The sequence below is a fragment of the Cellulosimicrobium composti genome, from assembly GCF_010287905.1.
In the GTDB taxonomy this organism is placed as follows: domain Bacteria; phylum Actinomycetota; class Actinomycetes; order Actinomycetales; family Cellulomonadaceae; genus Cellulosimicrobium; species Cellulosimicrobium composti.
The window spans coordinates 21,469-41,011 of the sequence record NZ_JAAFAN010000028.1 but is presented as its reverse complement, the minus strand read 5'-3'; the positions used below and the strand labels follow the sequence as shown (position 1 = coordinate 41,011).

The window sequence follows — 19,543 nt, the reverse complement described above, 5'->3', positions numbered from 1 at the left end:
GGGCTCAGAAGAGGCGCGACTCCACGTCGTCCACGCCGCGCATCGCGTCGTAGTCGAGCACGAGGCAGCCGATCCCGCGGTCCGTCGCGAGCACGCGCGCCTGCGGCTTGATCTCCTGGGCGGCGAACACGCCCCGCACGGGCGCCAGGAGGGGGTCGCGGTTGAGCAGCTCGAGGTAGCGCGTGAGCTGCTCGACGCCGTCGATGTCGCCGCGGCGCTTGATCTCGACGGCCACGGTCCCGCCGTCGGCGTCCTTCGCGAGGATGTCGACCGGCCCGATCGCCGTGGGGTACTCGCGGCGCACCAGCGTGTGCCCGGAGCCCAGCAGCTCGATCTGCGCCGCGAGCATCTCCTGCAGGTGGGCCTCGACGCCGTCCTTGACGAGCCCGGGGTCGATGCCGAGCTCGTGCGAGCTGTCGTGCTGGACCTCGTGGAGCTCGATCTCCAGGCGGTCGTCGCTCTTCGCGTGCTGCACGGCCCAGACCTCGGTCACGCCGCGCTCGCGCGCCTCCTCGGACGGCTCGCGGACCGCGAGGGTGCACGGCGGGCTCATCCAGTTGAGGGGCTTGTACGAGCCGCCGTCGGAGTGGAGCAGCACGCTCCCGTCGGCCTTGACGATGAGCACGCGCGTCGCGAGCGGCAGGTGCGCGGAGAGGCGGCCGGTGTAGCGGGCGGAGCAGCGGGCGACGACGAGGCGCATGGGGCAGGTCCTCCGGGACGGGGGTGGGGCGGTCCGGTGGGGCGTCGGCCCGCGGGCGACGCGTCAGACGACGACGTCGCGGCGCCCGGGCGGCGCGGCCTCCAGCCAGGAGGCGAGCCCCTCGTAGGCGGCTCGCGACATCGTGAGCTCGAAGTCCTGGCCGCGGTAGCGGCAGCGGACGAGGTAGGCGTCGGGGCCGTCGCCGGAGAACGGCTCGCGGCCCGTGATGACGAGGTCGTAGCGCGACCAGGTGCGCGCGGGGCGCAGCGACACGGACCACAGGCGCCACCAGTCGATGCGCCCGACGCCGTAGTGCGCGATCCCGGCGACCCAGGGCGCCCCCGCGACGCCCGTGCGGCGCGCGGCGCACTCGAACGACCCGACGCGGTGCGACAGGGCGCGCAGACGCCACGCCCCCAGCCCGGTCGCGACGATCAGCAGGACGAGAAGTCCGATCGCGATCCAGGCCAGGGGCGTCATGGTCGTCCGAGGGTCAGCGCGAGGCCGGTACGGACTCGACCGAGTCCGCGACGATCGTGACCTGGTTCGAGTCGACGGAGAGGAACCCGCCGGTGACGCGCAGCTCGAGGGACTCACCCTCCGCGACGATGCGCACCGAGCCCTCGCGCAGCACGGAGAGCAGCGGCGAGTGGTCGGCGAGGATGCCGATCTCGCCGTCGGCCGCGGGGGCCGTGACCCGCTGCGCGCGGCCCGACCAGATCTTGCGGTCCGCCGCCACGAGGTCGACGTTCAGCTGTGCCACGGGAACTCCTTCGAAGGCGGTTCATGCCCGGCGTGGTGTCCGGGACGACGACCGGTCCGCGAGGCGCGGGCCGGGTCCGGGTGCGACGCCCGCGGGGCCGGACCGAGCGGCCCGGCCCCGCGTGTGCGTCGGATCAGGCGCCGTACTCCTTCTGGATGCGCGCCCAGTTGCGCTCGAGGTCCTCGAGCCCACCGATGTTGTAGAAGGCCTGCTCGGCGATGTGGTCGAACTCGCCGTCCGCGATCTTCTTGAACGCCTCGATGGTCTCGCTCAGCGGCACGGTCGAGCCCGCGACACCGGTGAACTTCTCGGCCATGTACGTGTTCTGGGAGAGGAACTGCTGGATGCGGCGCGCACGCGCGACGACCGTCTTGTCCTCCTCCGAGAGCTCGTCCACACCGAGGATCGCGATGATGTCCTGGAGCTCCTTGTTGCGCTGCAGGATCGACTTCACGCGCGTGGCGACGTCGTAGTGCTCCTGGCCCACGTAGCGCGGGTCGAGGATGCGGCTCGTCGAGGCGAGCGGGTCCACCGCGGGGTACAGACCGCGCGAGGCGATCTCACGGGAGAGCTCCGTCGTCGCGTCGAGGTGCGCGAACGTCGTGGCCGGGGCCGGGTCGGTGTAGTCGTCCGCCGGCACGTAGATCGCCTGGAGCGACGTGATCGAGTGACCGCGCGTCGAGGTGATGCGCTCCTGGAGGAGGCCCATCTCGTCGGCGAGGTTCGGCTGGTAGCCCACCGCGGACGGCATGCGGCCGAGCAGCGTCGACACCTCGGAGCCCGCCTGCGTGAAGCGGAAGATGTTGTCGATGAACAGCAGGACGTCCTGCTTCTTCACGTCGCGGAAGTACTCCGCCATCGTCAGCGCGGAGAGCGCGACGCGAAGACGGGTGCCCGGGGGCTCGTCCATCTGGCCGAAGACGAGGGCCGTCTTGTCGAAGACGCCCGCCTCCTCCATCTCGTGGATGAGGTCGTTGCCCTCACGCGTGCGCTCGCCGACACCGGCGAACACCGAGACACCGCCGTGGTCCTGCGCGACGCGCTGGATCATCTCCTGGATGAGGACCGTCTTGCCGACGCCCGCACCGCCGAAGAGGCCGATCTTCCCACCCTGCACGTACGGGGTGAGGAGGTCGATGACCTTGATGCCCGTCTCGAACATCGTGGTCTTCGACTCGAGCTGGTCGAACGCCGGGGGCTTGCGGTGGATCGGCCAGCGCTCGGTGATCTCCACGGTCTCGCCCGGGGCGGCGTTGAGCACCTCGCCCGTGACGTTGAAGACCTTGCCCTTGGTGACGTCGCCCACGGGGACGCTGATGGGCGCGCCCGTGTCGGTCACCTGGGCACCGCGGACGAGGCCGTCCGTCGGCTTGAGGGCGATCGCGCGGACGAGGGAGTCGCCCAGGTGCTGGGCGACCTCGAGCGTGAGCGTGAAGGACTTCTCGCCCTCGCCCTGCGACGAGAGGTCGATCTCGACGGTCAGCGCGTTGTAGATGTCGGGGATGGCGTCCGCCGGGAACTCGATGTCCACGACGGGGCCGATCACACGAGCGACTCGGCCCACGCCGGGACCGCTGGAGTGCTCGACCTGTGCTTCCACGGTGGTGGCGGTCATTGCTGGCCTCGCTTCGCAGTGCCGGGGAGGGCCCCGGCGGTGTCGGTCAGGATGTCGGTGTTGGTGCTGGCCGTGCGGGCCTCGCGGCCCGTCATGACGCCGCCAGGGCGTCGGCACCCGAGACGATCTCGCTGATCTCCTGGGTGATGTCCGCCTGGCGCGCCTGGTTGGCCAGCCGCGTGTAGTTGCGGATGAGGTCCTCCGCGTTGTCCGTCGCCGTGTGCATCGCCCGCTGGCGCGCCGCGAGCTCGGACGCCGCGGCGTCGAGGAGGCAGCTGAAGATCCGGCTGCGCACGTAGCGCGGGAGCAGGGCGTCGAGCACGGCCTCGGGCGACGGCTCGAAGTCGTACAGCGGGAGCACGTCGTGCTTGCCCGCCGGGGCCACGCCCTCGACGACCTCGAGCGGAAGCATCCGCACCACGCGCGGGCGCTGCGTGACCATGTTGACGAACTGCGTGTACACGATGTGCAGCTCGCTCACACCGCCCTCCGCGACCGGCGCGAGGAACGCCCCGAGGAGGGCGTCCGCGATCTCGCCCGCGATCTCCGAGTTCGGCGCGTCCGACCCGTACGACCACGTGCCGGCGAGCGTGCGCCCGCGGAACGAGTAGTACGAGATGGCGCGGCGGCCCGCGGCGTAGAGCGCGACCTCCTTGCCCTCCGCGACGAGACGCTCGACGAGGCGCTCCGTCTCGCGGATGATCGACGCCGAGTAGGCGCCGGCCATGCCGCGGTCGGACGCCACGACGAGGACCGCGACGCGGTTGGTGTCCGTGCGCTCGCTCGTCAGCGGGTGCTGCGTCGTCGAGTGCGTCGCGACGGCCGAGACGGCCCGGGTGATCGCCCGGGCGTACGGCGACGCGGCCGCGGTGCGGTCGCGCGCCTTGCCGATGCGGGACGCGGCGATGAGCTCCTGCGCGCGGAACATCTTCTTGAGGGACTGCGTCGACTTGATCCGCTGCTTGTAGACGCGCTGGGATCCGGCCATGCTCAGGCCCTCTTCTGACGGACGATCTGCTCCTGCTCGATCTCCGTCTCGGCCTCGTCCTCGGTGTCGCCACCGACGAGCGGCGTGCCGTCGCCCTTGAGGAAGCCGGCACGGAAGGCGTCGACCGCCTGCGCGAGCTGCGCCTCGGTCTCCTCCTCGAGCTTGCCGGTCTCGGCGATCGTCGAGAAGACGTCCGTGTTGCGGCGCAGGTGGTCGAGCAGCTCGGACTCGAAGCGACGCACGTCCTCGACCGGGACGTCGTCGATCTTGCCCTTGGTGCCGGCCCAGATGGACGCGACCTGCTCCTCGACGGGGAACGGCGAGTACTGGCCCTGCTTGAGCAGCTCCATGAGGACCGCACCACGCTGGAGCTGGCCGCGCGAGGCCGCGTCGAGGTCGGACGCGAACATCGCGAACGCCTCGAGGGAGCGGTACTGCGCGAGCTCGAGCTTCAGGGTGCCGGAGACCTTCTTCATCGCCTTGACCTGGGCGTCACCACCGACGCGGGACACCGAGATGCCGACGTCGACGGCGGGGCGCTGGTCCGCGTTGAACAGGTCGGACTGGAGGAAGATCTGCCCGTCCGTGATGGAGATGACGTTCGTCGGGATGTACGCCGAGACGTCGTTCGCCTTCGTCTCGATGACCGGCAGACCCGTCATCGAGCCCGCGCCGAGCTCGTCGGAGAGCTTCGCGCAACGCTCGAGGAGGCGGGAGTGCAGGTAGAAGACGTCACCGGGGTACGCCTCGCGGCCCGGCGGGCGGCGCAGGAGCAGCGACACGGCGCGGTAGGCCTCGGCCTGCTTCGACAGGTCGTCGAAGATGATGAGGACGTGCTTGCCGCCGTACATCCAGTGCTGGCCGATGGCCGAGCCGGTGTAGGGCGCGAGGTACTTGAAGCCGGCCGGGTCGGACGCGGGGGCCGCGACGATCGTCGTGTACTCCAGCGCGCCGGCGTCCTCGAGGGCGCCGCGGACCGACGCGATCGTCGAGCCCTTCTGACCGATGGCGACGTAGATGCAGCGGACCTGCTTCGTCGGGTCGCCCGACTCCCAGTTCGCCTTCTGGTTGATGATCGTGTCGATCGCGATCGCCGTCTTGCCGGTCTGGCGGTCGCCGATGATCAGCTGACGCTGGCCGCGGCCGATCGGGATCATCGAGTCGATCGCCTTGATGCCGGTCTGCAGCGGCTCGTGGACCGACTTGCGGGCCATGACGCCGGGAGCCTGGAGCTCCAGGGCGCGGCGACCCTCGGTCGCGACCTCGCCGAGGCCGTCGATCGGGTTGCCCAGCGGGTCGACGACGCGGCCGAGGTACCCGTCACCGACGGGGACCGAGAGGACCTCGCCCGTGCGACGGACCTCCTGACCCTCCTCGATGCCGGTGAACTCGCCCAGCACGACGACACCGATCTCGCGGACGTCGAGGTTGAGGGCGAGACCGAGGGTCCCGTCCTCGAAGCGCAGCAGCTCGTTGGCCATCGCGCCCGGCAGACCCTCGACCTGGGCGATGCCGTCGGCGGCCAGGGTGACCCGGCCCACCTCCTCGGACACGGCGCCCTCGGGCTCGTAGGACTTCACGAAGCTGTCCAGAGCGGCCCGGATCTCCTCCGGCCGGATCGTCAGCTCAGCCATTGCTCTTCTCCTGTCGTGGCCGCACCTCGTGGTTCGGGTGCGGTCGAACGTTTGTCGGTTGTGCGGCCGGTGGCCGGCAGGACGGTCGTCGGTCGGAAGGTCGGCTCGTCAGCTCGCGAGACGTCGGCGCGCGTCGGCGAGCCGGGAGAGCACGGTGGAGTCGACGACGTCGGCCCCCACCTGGACGCGGAGCCCGCCGAGCACGGCGGGGTCCACCGTGACGTTGAGCTGCACGGCCCGCCCGTAGGCCCGCTCCAGCAGCCCCGCGAGGCGGTCGAGCTGGGCCTGGGAGAGCACCGTGGCCGACGTCACCGAGGCCACGAGGCGCTGACGGCGCTCGGCCGCGACCTCCCCGATCCAGCCCAGCGTCGGCACGAACCGACGACCGCGCAGCGCGCGCGTGGCGTGCACGGCGAGCACCTCGGTCACCGGGTCGACCTTGCCGCCGAGCAGCGCCTTCAGGAAGGCCGCGCGACGGTCGGGGTCGGTCGTCTCGTCCGAGAGGAGCTGCCGCGCCTCGCGCTGCCCGACGAGGGCGCGCGACGTGCGGAACAGCTCGTCCTCGACCTTCTCGAGCGCCCCGCGCGCCTCGGCGGACGCGAGGACCGCGTCCAGGCCCAGGCGCTCGGTCGCGTCGGCGAGGTCGGTCTCGCGCGTCCAGCGCGAGCGGACCAGGCCGACCACGAGGTCCACGACCCGCTCGTCGAAGCCCGAGGACAGGACGGCGGACACGAGGGCCGCCTTGTCCGCCCCGGACCGCGACGGGTCCGCGAGCGAGCGCCGCAGCGGCGCCGACCCGTCGAACGCCGCGGTGACCGCGAAGAGCTGCTCGCCCAGGGCGAGCGCGCCCTCTCCCGCCGAGCGCAGGACCGGCTCGAACCGGTCCCGCGCCTGCGCCAGGGACTCGCCGCTCGTTCCGCGCATCAGCGCTCCTCGGAAGCCGTGCCCGCCGCGCTCGCCGCCGCGGGACCCGCGGCCTCGAGCTCGTCGAGGAAGCGGTCGACGACGCGGCTCTGGCGCGCCGAGTCGGCGAGCGACTCGCCGACGATCTTCGACGCGAGCTCCGTCGCGAGCAGACCGACGTCGTTGCGCAGCGAGACCGCGGCCTGCTGGCGCTCGGCCTCGATCTGGCGGTGCGCCGTCTCGACGATGCGCGCGGCGTCGTCGGACGCCTTCGCACGCAGGTCCGCGACGATGGCCGAGCCCTCGGCACGGGCCTCCTCGCGGATCTTCGCCGCCTCGGCGCGCGCCTCCTGCAGCTGCTGGTGGTACTCCGCCAGCGCCGCCGCGGCCTCCGCCTGCGCGGACTCCGCCTTGGCCAGGCCGCCCTCGATCTTCGCGGTGCGCTCGTCGAGGATCGCCTGGAACTTCGGCAGGACGGCCTTGTAGAACACGATCGCGATGACGACCAGGATCACGGTCGACCACAGCAGGTCGTACCCGGCGGGGAGGAAGAGCTCGATGCCCTCGTGCTCCTCGCCCGTCTCCGCCGCGACGTTGAGCGCGGCGTCAGCCAGCGCCGTCATCAGAACAGGAAGCCGGCGACGAGACCCAGCAGCGCGAGCACCTCGACGAACGCGACACCGATGAACATCGTCGCGCGGAGCTGCCCGGCGACCTCGGGCTGGCGGGCCATGCCTTCGATGGTCTTGCCGATCAGGATGCCGAGGCCGATGCCCGGGCCGATCGCGGCGAGGCCGTAACCGACGGTGCCGATGTTGCCGGTGACCTCAGCGAGAGTGGTGACGTCCACGATTGCTCGTTCCTTCCGTTGGGCGCCCGACCGGATGACCGGGCGTCGCGTTGGTACTGCGCTTGATGGTGTGTCTGGTGGAGCGGAGTCGGTGCACGACCCGGGGGGTCAGTGCTCCTCCTCGAGCGACATGTTGATGTACACGGCGGCGAGGAGCGCGAAGATGTAGGCCTGCAGGAAGGCCACGAGGATCTCGAACAGCGTGATCGCGAAGCCGCCGGCGAACGTCAGGACGCCGAACGCCTTCATGGCGGGGAGCGCCTCGAACACGAAGTACTGCGTCGCCGCGAAGCAGAGCACGAGCATGATGTGCCCCGCGATCATGTTGGCCGCGAGTCGGATCGCCAGGGAGGCGGGCCGGATGATGAGGATCTGCAGGAGCTCGATCGGGGTGACGATCAGGTAGATCGGGCCCGGGACTCCCGGCGGGAAGAGGCTGTTCTTGAGGTAGCCGCCGAAGCCGTGCTTCTTGATGCCGACCGCCCAGTAGGCGACGAACACCCACAGGGCGAGGACGATCGGGATGCCGATGCGCGACGACCCGGCCAGGTTGAGGCCGGGGATCACGCTCGTGATGTTGAAGGCGAGGACGGCGAAGAAGATCGTCGCGATCATGGGGACGAAGCGCTTGGCGTTCTCCTTCCCCATGATCTCCTCGACGATCTGCACCCGCACGAAGTCGATGAGCATCTCGAGGGCGTTCTGGAACCGGCCGGGCACGAGCTTCGCGCGCCGTGCGCCGACGACGAAGATCGTCAGCAGGACGATCGTCGCGACGATCCGGATGATCCAGATGCGGTCGATCTGGAAGATCGTGCCCTCGAAGAGGATGGCCGGCGGGAAGAAGTCGGCGATCGACGGCGCGTGGAAGCCACCTTCGCTCTCGGATGCAGCGAGGAGCACGGGGGTCGCAAGCGTGGACAGGGTGGACTCCCAATGGTCGTGTGGTCCGGGCAGCCCTCACCCGATGGGTGGGCACGCCGTCGGACCTGGCCGTCATGGATTCGCCAGTAGCCTAACGTATGGACCGGCGTGCTCAGGCCGCTCCGGGGCCGCTTGTGACATTTTGCTCATGCCGTCCGGGACCTGGGGCCCTGGACGGACCGGGCCCGGCGTGCCGGGTCAGCGGGCGCCGGGCTCCACGTACGGGACGCGGCCCCTCGTCACGGCGCGGTAGTCGAGCACCGCGGAGCCGATCACGCCGACGAGGAGCACGCCCGCGAAGACCCAGCGGTCGTAGAAGTCCATGCCGCGCAGCACGACGAGGATGACGATCAGCACGACCATCTTCGCGAGCCAGCTGCCCATGACGACCGCGGCGGTCGTCGTCGGGGTCGCGTCCACCGTGCGGAGCATCGCCCAGACGGTGGTCGCGGAGAAGAGCAGCGCGACGCCCACGCCGAGGAGCGCGCCCCACACGCCGGGCAGCCCGGCCACGAGCGCCCCGACCGCGACGCCGAGGACCGTGAGCGCACCGAGCAGCACGAGCACGTCGCGCAGCGCCGTGCGGAACACCGCGCGCACCGCCTCGCCCTGCGGACCGACGGTCTGCTCCGTGGACGGCGCTCCTGCCGGCGCGGCGGGGTCGGTCGTCCCGGCGGGGGTCTCGTCGGGGCGGGCGGGGTCGGGCTGGCTCGTCGTCATCTCAGGGCTTCCTTCGGCGGTGAGGGCACGGCGGGGGACGCCGCCGGGGCGGCGGGCGGGGGGTCGGTGGGGGGCGCGGAGGGCGCCTCGACGGCCGGCGCGGCGTCGTCGTCGAGGAAGCGCCCGCGCGTGCGCAGGGGTCCGAGCGTGAGGAGCGCGGCCACCACGACGGCGGCCCCGAGACCCACGGCGACGCCGTGCCAGTGCCACTGGACGAGCGCGACGGCGGCGAACGCGAACACGGCCGTCCACACGTAGAGGATGAGCACGGCGCGCCGGTGCGAGTGGCCCAGCGCGAGCATCCGGTGGTGCAGGTGCATGCGGTCGGGGTGGAACGGCGACCTTCCGCGCGCGACGCGGCGCACCACGGCCATGCCCATGTCGAGCAGCGGCAGGAGGATGACCGCGAGCGGCAGGAGGATCGGGATGAACGCCGGGATCTGCTGCGCGCCGGAGAGGGCGCTCGTGTCGATCTTGCCCGTCACGACGATCGCGGCGGCGGACATGACGAGGCCGAGGACCATCGAGCCCGAGTCGCCCATGAAGATGCGGGCCGGGTGGAAGTTGTGCGGCAGGAAGCCGACGCAGATGCCGACGAGCGCGGCGATGACGAGCGTCGCGAGGCTCGAGTAGTCGTCGGCGCTCGCCTTCTGGGTGAGCACGTAGGAGTACACGAAGAACGCGGAGCCGCCGATCGCGACGAGGCCCGCGGCGAGCCCGTCGAGGCCGTCGACGAAGTTCACGGCGTTCATCGCGACGACGACCACGAGGATCGTCGCGGCGAGCTGGAGGCGCGAGGACCAGATGAGCTGCTGGTCGCCGATCCCGATGGGGAGCGTGAACAGCACGACGCCCTGCGTCGCCATGAGGCCCGCCGCGAGCACCTGGCCCGCGAGCTTCGTCATCCAGTCGAGGTCCCAGATGTCGTCCGCGACGCCCAGCACGCACACGATCGCCGCCGCGCCGACGATCCCCCACGCGCGGGGGTCCGCGACGAGCCGTCCCGCGACCTCCCCCACGAACACGCCCTCGAGGAACGGCATCTGCGACGCGAAGACCACGGCCACGACGAGGCCGAGGAGCATCGCGACCCCGCCGAGCCGGGGCGTCGGGATCGTGTGGACGTCGCGGTCGCGCACCGCGGTGATGGCGCCGGTGCGCAGCGCGACCCAGCGGGCGAAGGGCGTCGCGAGGAACGTCACCGTCGCGGCGACGAGCATCACGAGCAGGTAGACCCTCACCCGCCGTTCGCCTCCGGCTCCCCGGGGCCGTCGGCACCCGCGCCGGCGGTCGCGTCCGCGGGCTCGTCGGCGGGCGCGTCCGGGGTCGTGGCCGCGGGCGGGTCGTCCGGCCCGGCGACGTCGGCGACCTCGCGGAGCTGCTCGAGCGTGACCGCTCCCTGGCGCACGACCCGGAGGGTGCCCGACGTCGCGTCGACGATCGTCGAGGCCACTCCCCCGGGCGCCGTCCCGCCGTCGAGGTAGACGGCGACCGCGCTGCCGAGCTGCTCGCGCGCGTCGTCGACGTCGAGCGCCGCGGGGTGGCCCGTCGCGTTCGCGGACGACACGGCGAGCGGGCCGGTGCGGCGCAGCAGCGCGAGCGCGGCCGGGTGGTCGGGCATCCGCAGCGCGACGGTGCCGTGGGTCTCGCCGAGGTCCCACGCGAGCGACGGCTGGGCCCGCAGGATGATCGTGAACCCGCCGGGCCAGAACGCCTCGACGAGCCGGCGCGCGGCGTCCGGCACCTCGGTCGCGAGGCCGTCGAGCGTGCGCGCGTCGGGCACGAGGACGGGTGGCGGCATGTGGCGGCCGCGGCCCTTGGCGGCGAGGAGCGCGGAGACCGCCTCCGCGTCGAAGGCGTCGGCGCCGATGCCGTAGACGGTGTCGGTCGGCAGCACGACGAGGCCACCGCGGGAGATCGCGTTGACCGCCTCGTCGATGCCGGCGCCCCAGGTGTTCGGGTCGGTCACGGGGTGGACGGAGCTCACGGGTCCATCCTTCCACGCCCGTGCGCCGGTCCCGGGCCGTCCGGCGCGCCGCCGCGGCGCGCGACGACCATCCGGTCGCGCCGCGTGAGGTCGGGCAGCGTGCGCACGTCGACGAACGCGCCGGTCGCGGTCGCGGCCTCGCGCACGGCGGCAGCCTGGACCTCGGCGTGCTCCATGACGAGCAGCCCGCCCGGGCGCAGCAGTCGTGCCGCGGCCAGCACGACGGCGCGCGGCACCTCGAGCCCGTCCGCGCCGCGCCCGTACAGCGCGAGGTCCGGGTCGTGGTCGCGGACCTCGGGGTCCACGGGCACCGCGTCCGGGGGGATGTACGGCGGGTTGGACACGACGACGTCGACGGTGCCGTCGAGCTCGGCGAGGAGCGCCGGGTCCGTCACGTCGCCGACGAGCGTGCGCTGGGTGCCCGACCCGACGCGCGCGGCGTTCGCCGTGGTCGCGCGCACCGCCTCGGGCGAGAGGTCGACCGCGACGACCTGCGTGCCGGGGACCTCGACGTCGACGCTCACGCCGATGACGCCCGAGCCGCAGCACAGGTCGACCACGAGCGGGGGGCGCCCGGCGCGCGCCGGGTCGTCGCGCAGCCGCGCCGCCTCGTCGATCGCGACCTGCGCGACCGTCTCCGTCTCGGGACGCGGCACGAACACGTCGTCGACGACCTCGACCGTGACGTGGCGGAACACGGCGTGCCCGAGGATGCGCTGCAGGGGCTCGCGCGCGCGGCGCCGCTCGACGGCCTGCGCGTAGGCCGCGAGGAACCCGTCCGCCGTGCCGCCGGGCAGGGCGGGGCCGAGGTCGGCGCCGCCCGCGGGGAGGCGGTACCACTCGAGCCGCGGGAGGCCGAGGCACCACGCGGCGAGCGCCTCCGCGTCGTGCCGCGCGGACGGCACGCCCGCCTCGGCGAGGATGCCCTCGGCGGCGCGGACGGCGCGCCGCAGGTCGTCGGCGGAGAACGCCGTGCCCGGTGCGGCGGGCTCGGGCCTGGTCCCCGCGCGCGGGTCGTGCACGTCAGGCCTCGCCCGCGGCCGCGAGGCACGCGGCCTCGTCCGCCTCGACGGCCGAGCGCACGACCGGGTCGAGGTCGCCGTCGAGCACCTGGTCGAGGTTGTAGGCCTTGTAGCCCGTGCGGTGGTCCGCGATCCGGTTCTCCGGGAAGTTGTACGTCCGGATCCGCTCGGAGCGGTCGACCGTGCGGACCTGCGAGCGCCGCAGGTCCGCGGCCTCGGCGGCCGCGGCCTCCTGCTGGGCCGCGAGCAGCCGCGCCCGCAGCACGCGCATGGCCTGCTCGCGGTTCTGGAGCTGGGACTTCTCGTTCTGCATCGACACGACGATGCCCGTGGGCAGGTGCGTGATCCGCACGGCCGAGTCGGTCGTGTTGACCGACTGCCCGCCGGGGCCCGACGACCGGTAGACGTCGATGCGCAGGTCGTTCGGGTCGATCTCGACCTCGCCCGCGTCCTCGACCTCGGGGAACACGAGCACGCCCGCCGCGGACGTGTGGATGCGCCCCTGCGACTCCGTCACGGGGACCCGCTGGACGCGGTGCACGCCGCCCTCGTACTTGAGGTTCGCCCAGACGCCGTCGGCCGGGTCCGAGGGTGTGCTGCGCGCCTTGACCGCGACCTGCACGTCCTTGTAGCCGCCGAGGTCGGACTCCGTGGACTCGAGCACCTCGGTCTTCCACCCGCGGCGCTCCGCGTACCGCAGGTACATGCGCAGCAGGTCGCCCGCGAACAGCGCCGACTCCTCGCCGCCCTCGCCCGCCTTGATCTCGAGGATGACGTCGCGCCCGTCGTCGGGGTCGCGCGGCACGAGCACGCGGCGCAGGCGCTCGCGCGCCTCCTCCTCGGCGGCGCGCAGCGCCGGCAGCTCCGCGGCGAACGCGTCGCCGTCCTCGCCCCCGAGCGCCGCGAGCTCCGCGGCGGCCTCGGCGTCGCCGCTCGCCTCGCGCCACGCGCGGTAGGCGCTGACCACCTGGTTGAGCTCGGCGTAGCGCCGCCCGAGCGTGCGCGCGCGGCCCGCGTCGGCGTGGACGGCGGGGTCGGCGAGCTGGGCCTCGATGTCGGCGTGCTCGGCGAGCAGCGGCTCGACGGCGGCGAACGACTCGGTCACGGACGGCTCCTCGGGCGGTGCGGCGGTTCGGTACGACGGCGGGTGCGGCGACGCGGCCCGGCGGCCGTGCGACGGCACCGCCCCCGGACAACGCGACAGCGCCGGTGGTCCGAGCGCACCGACTGCCCCTGGAGAGGTTGTCGGGCTCGGACCACCGGCGCTGCGGTGTCGCTACTTGCCGGCGGCCTTCTTGCCGTAGCGGGCCTCGAAGCGGGCCACACGGCCACCGGTGTCGAGGATCTTCTGCTTGCCCGTGTAGAACGGGTGGCAGGCGCTGCACACGTCGGCGCTGATCTTGCCGGACGTCTCCGTGCTGCGCGTCACGAAGGTGTTCCCACAGGTGCAGGTCACCTCGGTGACGACGTACTCGGGGTGGATACCAGACTTCACGGTTTTCTCCTTGGGGTGACGTCTCCGGGTCAGGTGCGGCTACCGCACCTGTGAACCGGCGACAGGCGGCCTGACGAGCGCAGGCCGACGAACCATTGTGCCAGATCGTCCGGGCGCCCCGGGAACGCTCCCGGGGACGCCCGGCACCCGTGCCGTGCGGCGCGGGTCAGATCGTGCGTCCCACGTTCTCGTCGTCGGCGAGACCGCCGGGCGTCGTCTTCTGGACGTGGAGCAGGAACTCGACGTTGGTCTGCGTCTTCTTGAGCTGGCCGAGCAGCAGCTCGATCGCCTGCTGCTGGTCGAGCGCGCCCATGACGCGACGGAGCTTGTAGATGATCTTCAGCTCGTCGTTCGACATGAGGATCTCCTCGCGGCGCGTGCCGGACGCGTTGACGTCCACGGCCGGGAAGATGCGCTTGTCGGCGAGGTTCCGGGACAGGCGGAGCTCCATGTTCCCCGTGCCCTTGAACTCCTCGAAGATGACCTCGTCCATCTTGGAGCCGGTCTCGACGAGCGCCGAGGCGAGGATCGTCAGGGAGCCGCCGTTCTCGATGTTGCGCGCCGCGCCGAAGAACCGCTTGGGCGGGTAGAGCGCCGAGGCGTCCACACCACCGGACAGGATGCGGCCCGAGGCCGGCGCCGCGAGGTTGTAGGCGCGCGACAGGCGGGTCAGCGAGTCGAGCAGCACGACGACGTCCTGGCCGAGCTCGACCAGGCGCTTCGCGCGCTCGATCGCGAGCTCGGCGACGATCGTGTGGTCCGAGGCGGGGCGGTCGAACGTCGAGGCGATGACCTCGCCCTTGACCGTCCGCTCCATGTCCGTGACCTCTTCGGGCCGCTCGTCCACGAGCACCACCATGAGGTGGACCTCGGGGTTGTTCGCGGCGATCGAGTTCGCGATCTGCTGCATGATGATCGTCTTGCCGGCCTTGGGCGGCGCGACGATGAGGCCGCGCTGGCCCTTGCCGATCGGCGCGACGATGTCGATCACGCGCGGCGTGAGACGCGTCGCCTCGGGGTTCTCGAGGCGCAGGCGCTCCTGCGGGTACAGCGGCGTGAGCTTGGTGAACTCGGGGCGCTGGCGCGCCTCCTCGGGCGACATGCCGTTCACCGTGTCGAGGCGCACGAGCGCGTTGAACTTCTGGCGCGCCGAGCTGCCCTGGTTCTCGCCCTCGCGCGGCTGGCGCACGGCGCCGGTGACGGCGTCACCGCGGCGCAGGCCCGCCTTCTTGACCTGCCCGAGCGAGACGTAGACGTCGTTCTGGCCCGGGAGGTACCCGCTCGTGCGCACGAACGCGTAGTTGTCGAGGATGTCGAGGATGCCCGCGACCGGCAGCAGCACGTCGTCCTCGCTGACCTCGATGTCGTCGAGGCCCGCGAGATCCGGGTTCTGGCGGTTGCGGCCGCGCTTGCGGTCGCGGTCACGACCGCGGTCGCGACCCCGGCGGCGGCGGCCGCCGCGCTCGTCGTCCAGCTGCTGGCGGTCGTCGCGGCGGTCGCCCTGGCGCTCGCCGCGGCCCTGCTGGCCGCCCTGCTCGCGCTGGCGGTCGCCGCCCTGCTGGTCGCGCTGGCGCTCGCCGCGCGGCGCGTCGCCGTCACCCTCGGTGCGGGGCGCACCCGCGCCCCGGCCCGAGCGGCGCGACCCGCGGTCGCCCGTCACGAGGCCGACGGCCGCCGCGGCACGTGCCGCGCGCTCGTCGGGCGTCTCGTTGGAGGTGTCGCGCGTGCGGACGCCCTCGCCGAGCGCCTCGGCCACCGCGGCCGCGGCCTCGGAGCGCGCGTCACGACGGCCCTCGCGGCGCTCGGCCCGCGGCTCGTCGGAGCGCACGGGCAGGTCGAGCACGGGAGCGGCGGTGCGCTCCTCGCGGCTCGCGGCCGACGGCGCGTCGTGGCGCGCCGGGGTCTCGGTGCCCGCGGGGCTCGCCGCGGGACGCTCGGCGCGGCGGCTGCGGCCGCGCCCGGAGGCGGCGGGCGCCTCGCCGGTCTCACGGGCCGGGGCGCTCGCCCCGTCCGTGTCGCGCCGCGACGCGGCGGGGCGCTCGGAGGCGCTCTGCTCGCCGGTGCGGGCGCGGATGACGTCCACGAGATCGCCCTTGCGCATCTTGGACGTGCCCTTGACCCCGAGCTGCGAGGCGAGGGCCTGCAGCTCCGGGAGGCGCAGCGTGGAGAGCGCGCCGGTCCGGGCGTTCCCGCCGGCAGCGGCCGAACCGGCCGCGCTGCTCGTGGCGGTGTCGATGGTGTCTGTCACGAAGGACCCTTCCCCCTCGTTTGCGCCCGCCTCTCAGAGGGCGGGCCGCGGGTGGTCGACGCCCGGTCGTCCGACCGGTGCGCAGGTGTTACCACGCGCCAGTGGTACGACGACGTCAGCTGACGCGGGCTGGATGGCCTTCTCTCGGACGGGCTGTGTCGCGGCACGTCTGCGCTGGGGAACGCTCGATGCTGGTGCGGAAAGCGTGACCGAAGGCTGACATCATCGTAGCACCGCGAGGACTGGGGTCAGTGCCGCCGCGCCACGACGCCGCGCGTGTCGACGTCGGGACGTCGCACGACCCAGTCGGCGCTGCCCCCGACGAGCTCGTCGGCCGCGCGCTCGACGCGGTCGAGGTCGGCCGCCGCGGACAGCACGAGGACCGTCGGCCCGGCCCCCGACACGGTCGCGGCCAGTCCGTGCGACCGCAGCGCCTGCACGAGCTCGAACGACGACGGCATGACGTCGGCCCGGTACGCCTGGTGCAGGCGGTCGTCGGTCGCGTCGAGCAGCAGGTCGGGGCGACGCGTGAGCGCCTCGACGAGGAGCGCGGCGCGCCCGGCGTTGAACGCGGCGTCGGCGTGCGGCACGCGCTCGGGCAGCACCCCGCGCGCGCGGCTCGTCGCGAGGCGCGACGACGGCACGAGCACCGTCGCGCGCAGGTCCGGGTGCACGTCGAGCCGGGCGGCCCGCGCTCCCCGGCCGCCGGCGCCCCACGCGACCGTCGCTCCCCCGAGGACGGCGGGCGCGGCGTTGTCGGGGTGCCCCTCGATCGCGGACGCGAGGCCGAGCACCGCGTCGTCGTCGAGGACGGACGGGTCGGCGACGAGGGCGCGCGCCGCGGCGACGCCCGCGACGACGGCGGCAGCCGACGAGCCCAGCCCACGGCCGTGGGGGATGCGGTTGACGCAGCGCAGGTGCAGACCGGTCCGCGGCGCGCCCGCGAGGTCGAGCGCCGCGTGCAGCGCCCGAACCACGAGGTGCGTCTCGTCGTCGGGCACCTCGCCGGCGCCCTCGCCCTCGACCTCGACGACGACCTCGTCGCTCGCGAGCGCGCGCACGTCGAGGTCGTCGTGGAGCGCGAGCGCGAGGCCGAGCGCGTCGAACCCGGGGCCGAGGTTCGCGCTCGTCGCGGGGACGCGCACCTGGACGTGGTCCGCGCCGAGCTGCATCAGCCGAGCCCGAGCGCGTCGGCGATGGACACGACGTCGGCGGTCACGCGCGTGGGCTCGACCTCGGCGCCGTCGGGCGTGCGCAGCGCCCACTGCGGGTCCTTGAGCCCGTGGCCCGTCACGGTGACGACGATCCTCGCGCCCGCGGGCACGAGCCCGCGCTCGGCGCGCGCGAGGATCCCGGCGACGCCGGCGGCCGACGCGGGCTCGACGAACACGCCGACCTCGCTCGACAGCACGCGGTGCGCCGCGAGGATCTGCTCGTCGGAGACGGCCTCGATGACGCCGCCCGACTCGTCGCGCGCGGCCTCGGCGAGCTCCCACGACGCGGGGTTGCCGATACGGATCGCGGTCGCGACCGTCTCGGGCTCGGTGATCGGGTGGCCCGCGACGATGGGCGCCGCACCGGCCGCCTGGAAGCCCCACATCTGCGGCACGCGCGTCGCCACGGCGGGCAGGCCCTCGCCCGCGTGGCCCGGCTCGCCCTGGCCCGCGTACTCGCGGAAGCCCTTCCAGTACGCCGTGATGTTGCCGGCGTTGCCGACGGGCAGCGCGTGGATGTCCGGCGCGTCGCCGAGCGCGTCGACGATCTCGAACGCGCCCGTCTTCTGGCCCTCGATGCGGTCGGGGTTGACGGAGTTGACGAGCTCGACCGGGTAGGCCTCGGCGAGCTTGCGCGCGGCGACGAGGCAGTCGTCGAAGTTCCCGTCGACCTGGAGCAGGCGCGCGCCGTGCGCGATCGCCTGGCTCAGCTTGCCCATCGCGATCTTGCCGTCCGGCACGAGCACGGCGCACGTCATGCCGGCGCGCACCGCGTACGCCGCGGCCGACGCCGACGTGTTGCCCGTCGACGCGCACACGACCGCCTGGGCGCCGCGCGCGGCGGCGGCGGAGATCGCCGTCGTCATGCCGCGGTCCTTGAACGACCCGGTGGGGTTCATGCCCTCGACCTTGACGAACACCTGCGCGCCCGTGCACGCCGACAGCGCCGGCGCCTCGACGAGGGGCGTGCCGCCCTCGCCGAGCGTGACGACGCGCTCGGACACGTGCGCGGGCAGCCGGTCACGGTACTCGGCGATGATTCCTTGCCACTGGTGGGCCATCAGGCTCCCTCGACTCTCAGGACGGAGGTGATCGTGCGGACGGGCTCGAGCGCGGCGACCGCCTCGACGGTCGCCGCCAGCGCCGACTCGGGCGCCGCGTGCGTGGTGATGACGAGCTCGGCGACGCCCGGCTCGGCGGCGCCCGCGCCGCCGGGGGCCGTCGGCTGGCGCACGGCCTCGATGGAGACGCCGTGCTCGGCGAGGGCGTGCGCGACCTGCGCGAGCACGCCCGGGCGGTCCTCGACGTCGAGGCGCACCTGGTAGCGCGTGACGGCCGCGCTCGCGGGGAGGATCGCGAGCTCGGCGTACGTCGACTCCTGCGGGCCCTTGCCGCCGAGCACGCGGTGCCGCGCGGCGGAGACGACGTCGCCGAGGACGGCGGACGCCGTCGGCGCGCCGCCGGCCCCCCGCCCGTAGAACATGAGCTCGCCCGCGGACTCCGCCTCGACGAACACCGCGTTGAACGACCCGCGCACCGTCGCGAGGGGGTGCGCCGTGGGCACGAGAGCCGGGTGCACGCGGACCGAGACGCCCGCGGGGACGCCCGCGGCGCCGTCGCGCAGCTCCGCGATGGCGAGCAGCTTGATGACGTGGCCGGTCTGCGCGGCCCACGCGACGTCGTCGGCCGTGACGGACAGGATGCCCTCGCGCGCGACGTCGTCGAGCGACACGCGCGTGTGGAACGCGAGGCTCGCGAGGATCGCGGCCTTGGCCGCGGCGTCGTAGCCCTCGACGTCGGCCGTCGGGTCGGCCTCGGCGTAGCCGAGAGCCTGCGCCTCCTTGACGGCCTCCTCGAGGTCCATGCCCGTGGTGGCCATCTGGTCGAGGACGTAGTTCGTCGTCCCGTTGACGATGCCCAGCACGCGGCGCACGTGGTCGCCCGCGAGCGACTCGCGCACCGGGCGCACGATGGGGATCGCGCCCGCGACCGCGGCCTCGAAGTAGATGTCGACGCCGGCGGCGTCCGCGGCCTTGTAGAGCGTCGGGCCGTCCTCGGCGAGGAGGGCCTTGTTCGCCGTGACGACCGCCGCACCGGCCTCGATCGCGCGCAGCAGCAGGGTCCGCGCCGGCTCGGTGCCGCCCATGACCTCGACGACGATGTCCGCGCGCTGCACGAGCCCCTCCGCGTCGTCCGTGAGGAGCGCGCGGTCGATCGCCGCGTCGCGCGGGGCGGCCACGTCGCGGACCGCGATCCCGACGAGCTCGAGCCGCGCGCCGACGCGCGACGCGAGGTCGTCCGCCTGCTCCGTCAGCAGCCGCGCGACCTGGGTACCGACGACGCCGCAGCCCAGCAGGGCGACGCGCAGGGGCGGGTGGGACTCGGCGGCAGGGGGCACGACGGACCTTCCTCGGGTGGTCAGGACGGGTGCGACGCCGTGCGCGCGGCCCGGGTCGTGCCCGGCCGGCTCGGGCGCCGCA

General features: G+C 73.4%; 20 protein-coding genes. All 20 read right to left on the bottom strand.

All coding sequences use genetic code 11. From position 1 onward, the window contains the following. Positions 1-4: 4 nt before the first annotated feature. Positions 5-700, bottom strand: a complete 696-nt coding sequence (gene nucS / locus GYH36_RS10020; protein ID WP_115942958.1) for an endonuclease NucS — start codon at positions 698-700, stop codon at positions 5-7. Between the two features lie 63 nt (positions 701-763). Then, positions 764-1,180, bottom strand: a complete 417-nt coding sequence (locus GYH36_RS10015; RefSeq protein WP_115942959.1) for a DUF2550 domain-containing protein — start codon at positions 1,178-1,180, stop codon at positions 764-766. A 13-nt stretch (positions 1,181-1,193) separates the two neighbouring features. Further along, on the bottom strand, positions 1,194-1,463 hold the full coding sequence (locus tag GYH36_RS10010; protein WP_024839294.1) for a F0F1 ATP synthase subunit epsilon: 270 nt from the start codon (positions 1,461-1,463) through the stop codon (positions 1,194-1,196). A gap of 133 nt (positions 1,464-1,596) precedes the next feature. Next, positions 1,597-3,078 carry a F0F1 ATP synthase subunit beta gene (gene atpD / locus GYH36_RS10005; RefSeq protein ID WP_024839295.1) on the bottom strand — a complete coding sequence of 494 codons (1,482 nt, stop codon included), beginning with the start codon at positions 3,076-3,078 and terminating at the stop codon, positions 1,597-1,599. A gap of 91 nt (positions 3,079-3,169) precedes the next feature. Then, positions 3,170-4,066, bottom strand: a complete 897-nt coding sequence (locus GYH36_RS10000; protein ID WP_024839296.1) for a F0F1 ATP synthase subunit gamma — start codon at positions 4,064-4,066, stop codon at positions 3,170-3,172. A gap of 2 nt (positions 4,067-4,068) precedes the next feature. Beyond that, entirely contained in the window at positions 4,069-5,700 is a 1,632-nt protein-coding gene (gene atpA / locus GYH36_RS09995) for a F0F1 ATP synthase subunit alpha (protein ID WP_024839297.1), read from the bottom strand. Positions 5,701-5,808: 108 nt separating this feature from the next. Beyond that, on the bottom strand, positions 5,809-6,624 hold the full coding sequence (locus GYH36_RS09990) for a F0F1 ATP synthase subunit delta (RefSeq protein WP_162289771.1): 816 nt from the start codon (positions 6,622-6,624) through the stop codon (positions 5,809-5,811). Next, positions 6,624-7,226, bottom strand: coding sequence for a F0F1 ATP synthase subunit B (locus tag GYH36_RS09985; protein ID WP_024839299.1), 603 nt, complete (start codon positions 7,224-7,226; stop codon positions 6,624-6,626). Before GYH36_RS09985 ends, GYH36_RS09990 begins: the two co-directional genes overlap by 1 nt. Next, positions 7,226-7,453: an ATP synthase F0 subunit C gene (locus GYH36_RS09980; protein ID WP_024839300.1), complete on the bottom strand. Its 228-nt coding sequence runs from the start codon at positions 7,451-7,453 to the stop codon at positions 7,226-7,228. Before GYH36_RS09980 ends, GYH36_RS09985 begins: the two co-directional genes overlap by 1 nt. Positions 7,454-7,561: 108 nt before the next feature. Beyond that, positions 7,562-8,356, bottom strand: a complete 795-nt coding sequence (gene atpB / locus GYH36_RS09975) for a F0F1 ATP synthase subunit A (RefSeq protein WP_024839301.1) — start codon at positions 8,354-8,356, stop codon at positions 7,562-7,564. A 219-nt stretch (positions 8,357-8,575) separates the two neighbouring features. Next, positions 8,576-9,097, bottom strand: coding sequence for a Cg1360 family ATP-synthase-associated protein (locus GYH36_RS09970; RefSeq protein WP_196217298.1), 522 nt, complete (start codon positions 9,095-9,097; stop codon positions 8,576-8,578). Then, positions 9,094-10,338 (bottom strand): MraY family glycosyltransferase, encoded by a 1,245-nt coding sequence (locus GYH36_RS09965; RefSeq protein ID WP_024839303.1) that lies wholly within the window; start codon positions 10,336-10,338, stop codon positions 9,094-9,096. The genes GYH36_RS09970 and GYH36_RS09965 overlap by 4 nt, the downstream gene beginning before the upstream one ends. Beyond that, positions 10,335-11,084 carry an L-threonylcarbamoyladenylate synthase gene (locus GYH36_RS09960; RefSeq protein WP_162289770.1) on the bottom strand — a complete coding sequence of 250 codons (750 nt, stop codon included), beginning with the start codon at positions 11,082-11,084 and terminating at the stop codon, positions 10,335-10,337. The genes GYH36_RS09965 and GYH36_RS09960 overlap by 4 nt, the downstream gene beginning before the upstream one ends. Further along, on the bottom strand, positions 11,081-12,106 hold the full coding sequence (gene prmC, locus GYH36_RS09955) for a peptide chain release factor N(5)-glutamine methyltransferase (protein ID WP_376739820.1): 1,026 nt from the start codon (positions 12,104-12,106) through the stop codon (positions 11,081-11,083). The genes GYH36_RS09960 and prmC overlap by 4 nt, the downstream gene beginning before the upstream one ends. Before the next feature lies 1 nt (position 12,107). Then, positions 12,108-13,211: a peptide chain release factor 1 gene (gene prfA / locus GYH36_RS09950; protein ID WP_162289769.1), complete on the bottom strand. Its 1,104-nt coding sequence runs from the start codon at positions 13,209-13,211 to the stop codon at positions 12,108-12,110. A gap of 171 nt (positions 13,212-13,382) precedes the next feature. After that, positions 13,383-13,601 carry a 50S ribosomal protein L31 gene (gene rpmE / locus GYH36_RS09945; protein ID WP_024839307.1) on the bottom strand — a complete coding sequence of 73 codons (219 nt, stop codon included), beginning with the start codon at positions 13,599-13,601 and terminating at the stop codon, positions 13,383-13,385. A 166-nt stretch (positions 13,602-13,767) separates the two neighbouring features. Beyond that, positions 13,768-15,849, bottom strand: a complete 2,082-nt coding sequence (gene rho / locus GYH36_RS09940) for a transcription termination factor Rho (protein WP_115942962.1) — start codon at positions 15,847-15,849, stop codon at positions 13,768-13,770. A gap of 248 nt (positions 15,850-16,097) precedes the next feature. Further along, positions 16,098-17,021, bottom strand: coding sequence for a homoserine kinase (gene thrB, locus GYH36_RS09935; RefSeq protein WP_162289768.1), 924 nt, complete (start codon positions 17,019-17,021; stop codon positions 16,098-16,100). Continuing rightward, on the bottom strand, positions 17,021-18,124 hold the full coding sequence (gene thrC, locus GYH36_RS09930) for a threonine synthase (protein ID WP_162289767.1): 1,104 nt from the start codon (positions 18,122-18,124) through the stop codon (positions 17,021-17,023). The genes thrB and thrC overlap by 1 nt, the downstream gene beginning before the upstream one ends. Then, complete coding sequence (locus tag GYH36_RS09925) at positions 18,124-19,461, bottom strand: homoserine dehydrogenase (RefSeq protein WP_162289766.1); 1,338 nt, start codon at positions 19,459-19,461, stop codon at positions 18,124-18,126. Before GYH36_RS09925 ends, thrC begins: the two co-directional genes overlap by 1 nt. Between the last annotated feature and the right edge of the window lie 82 nt (positions 19,462-19,543).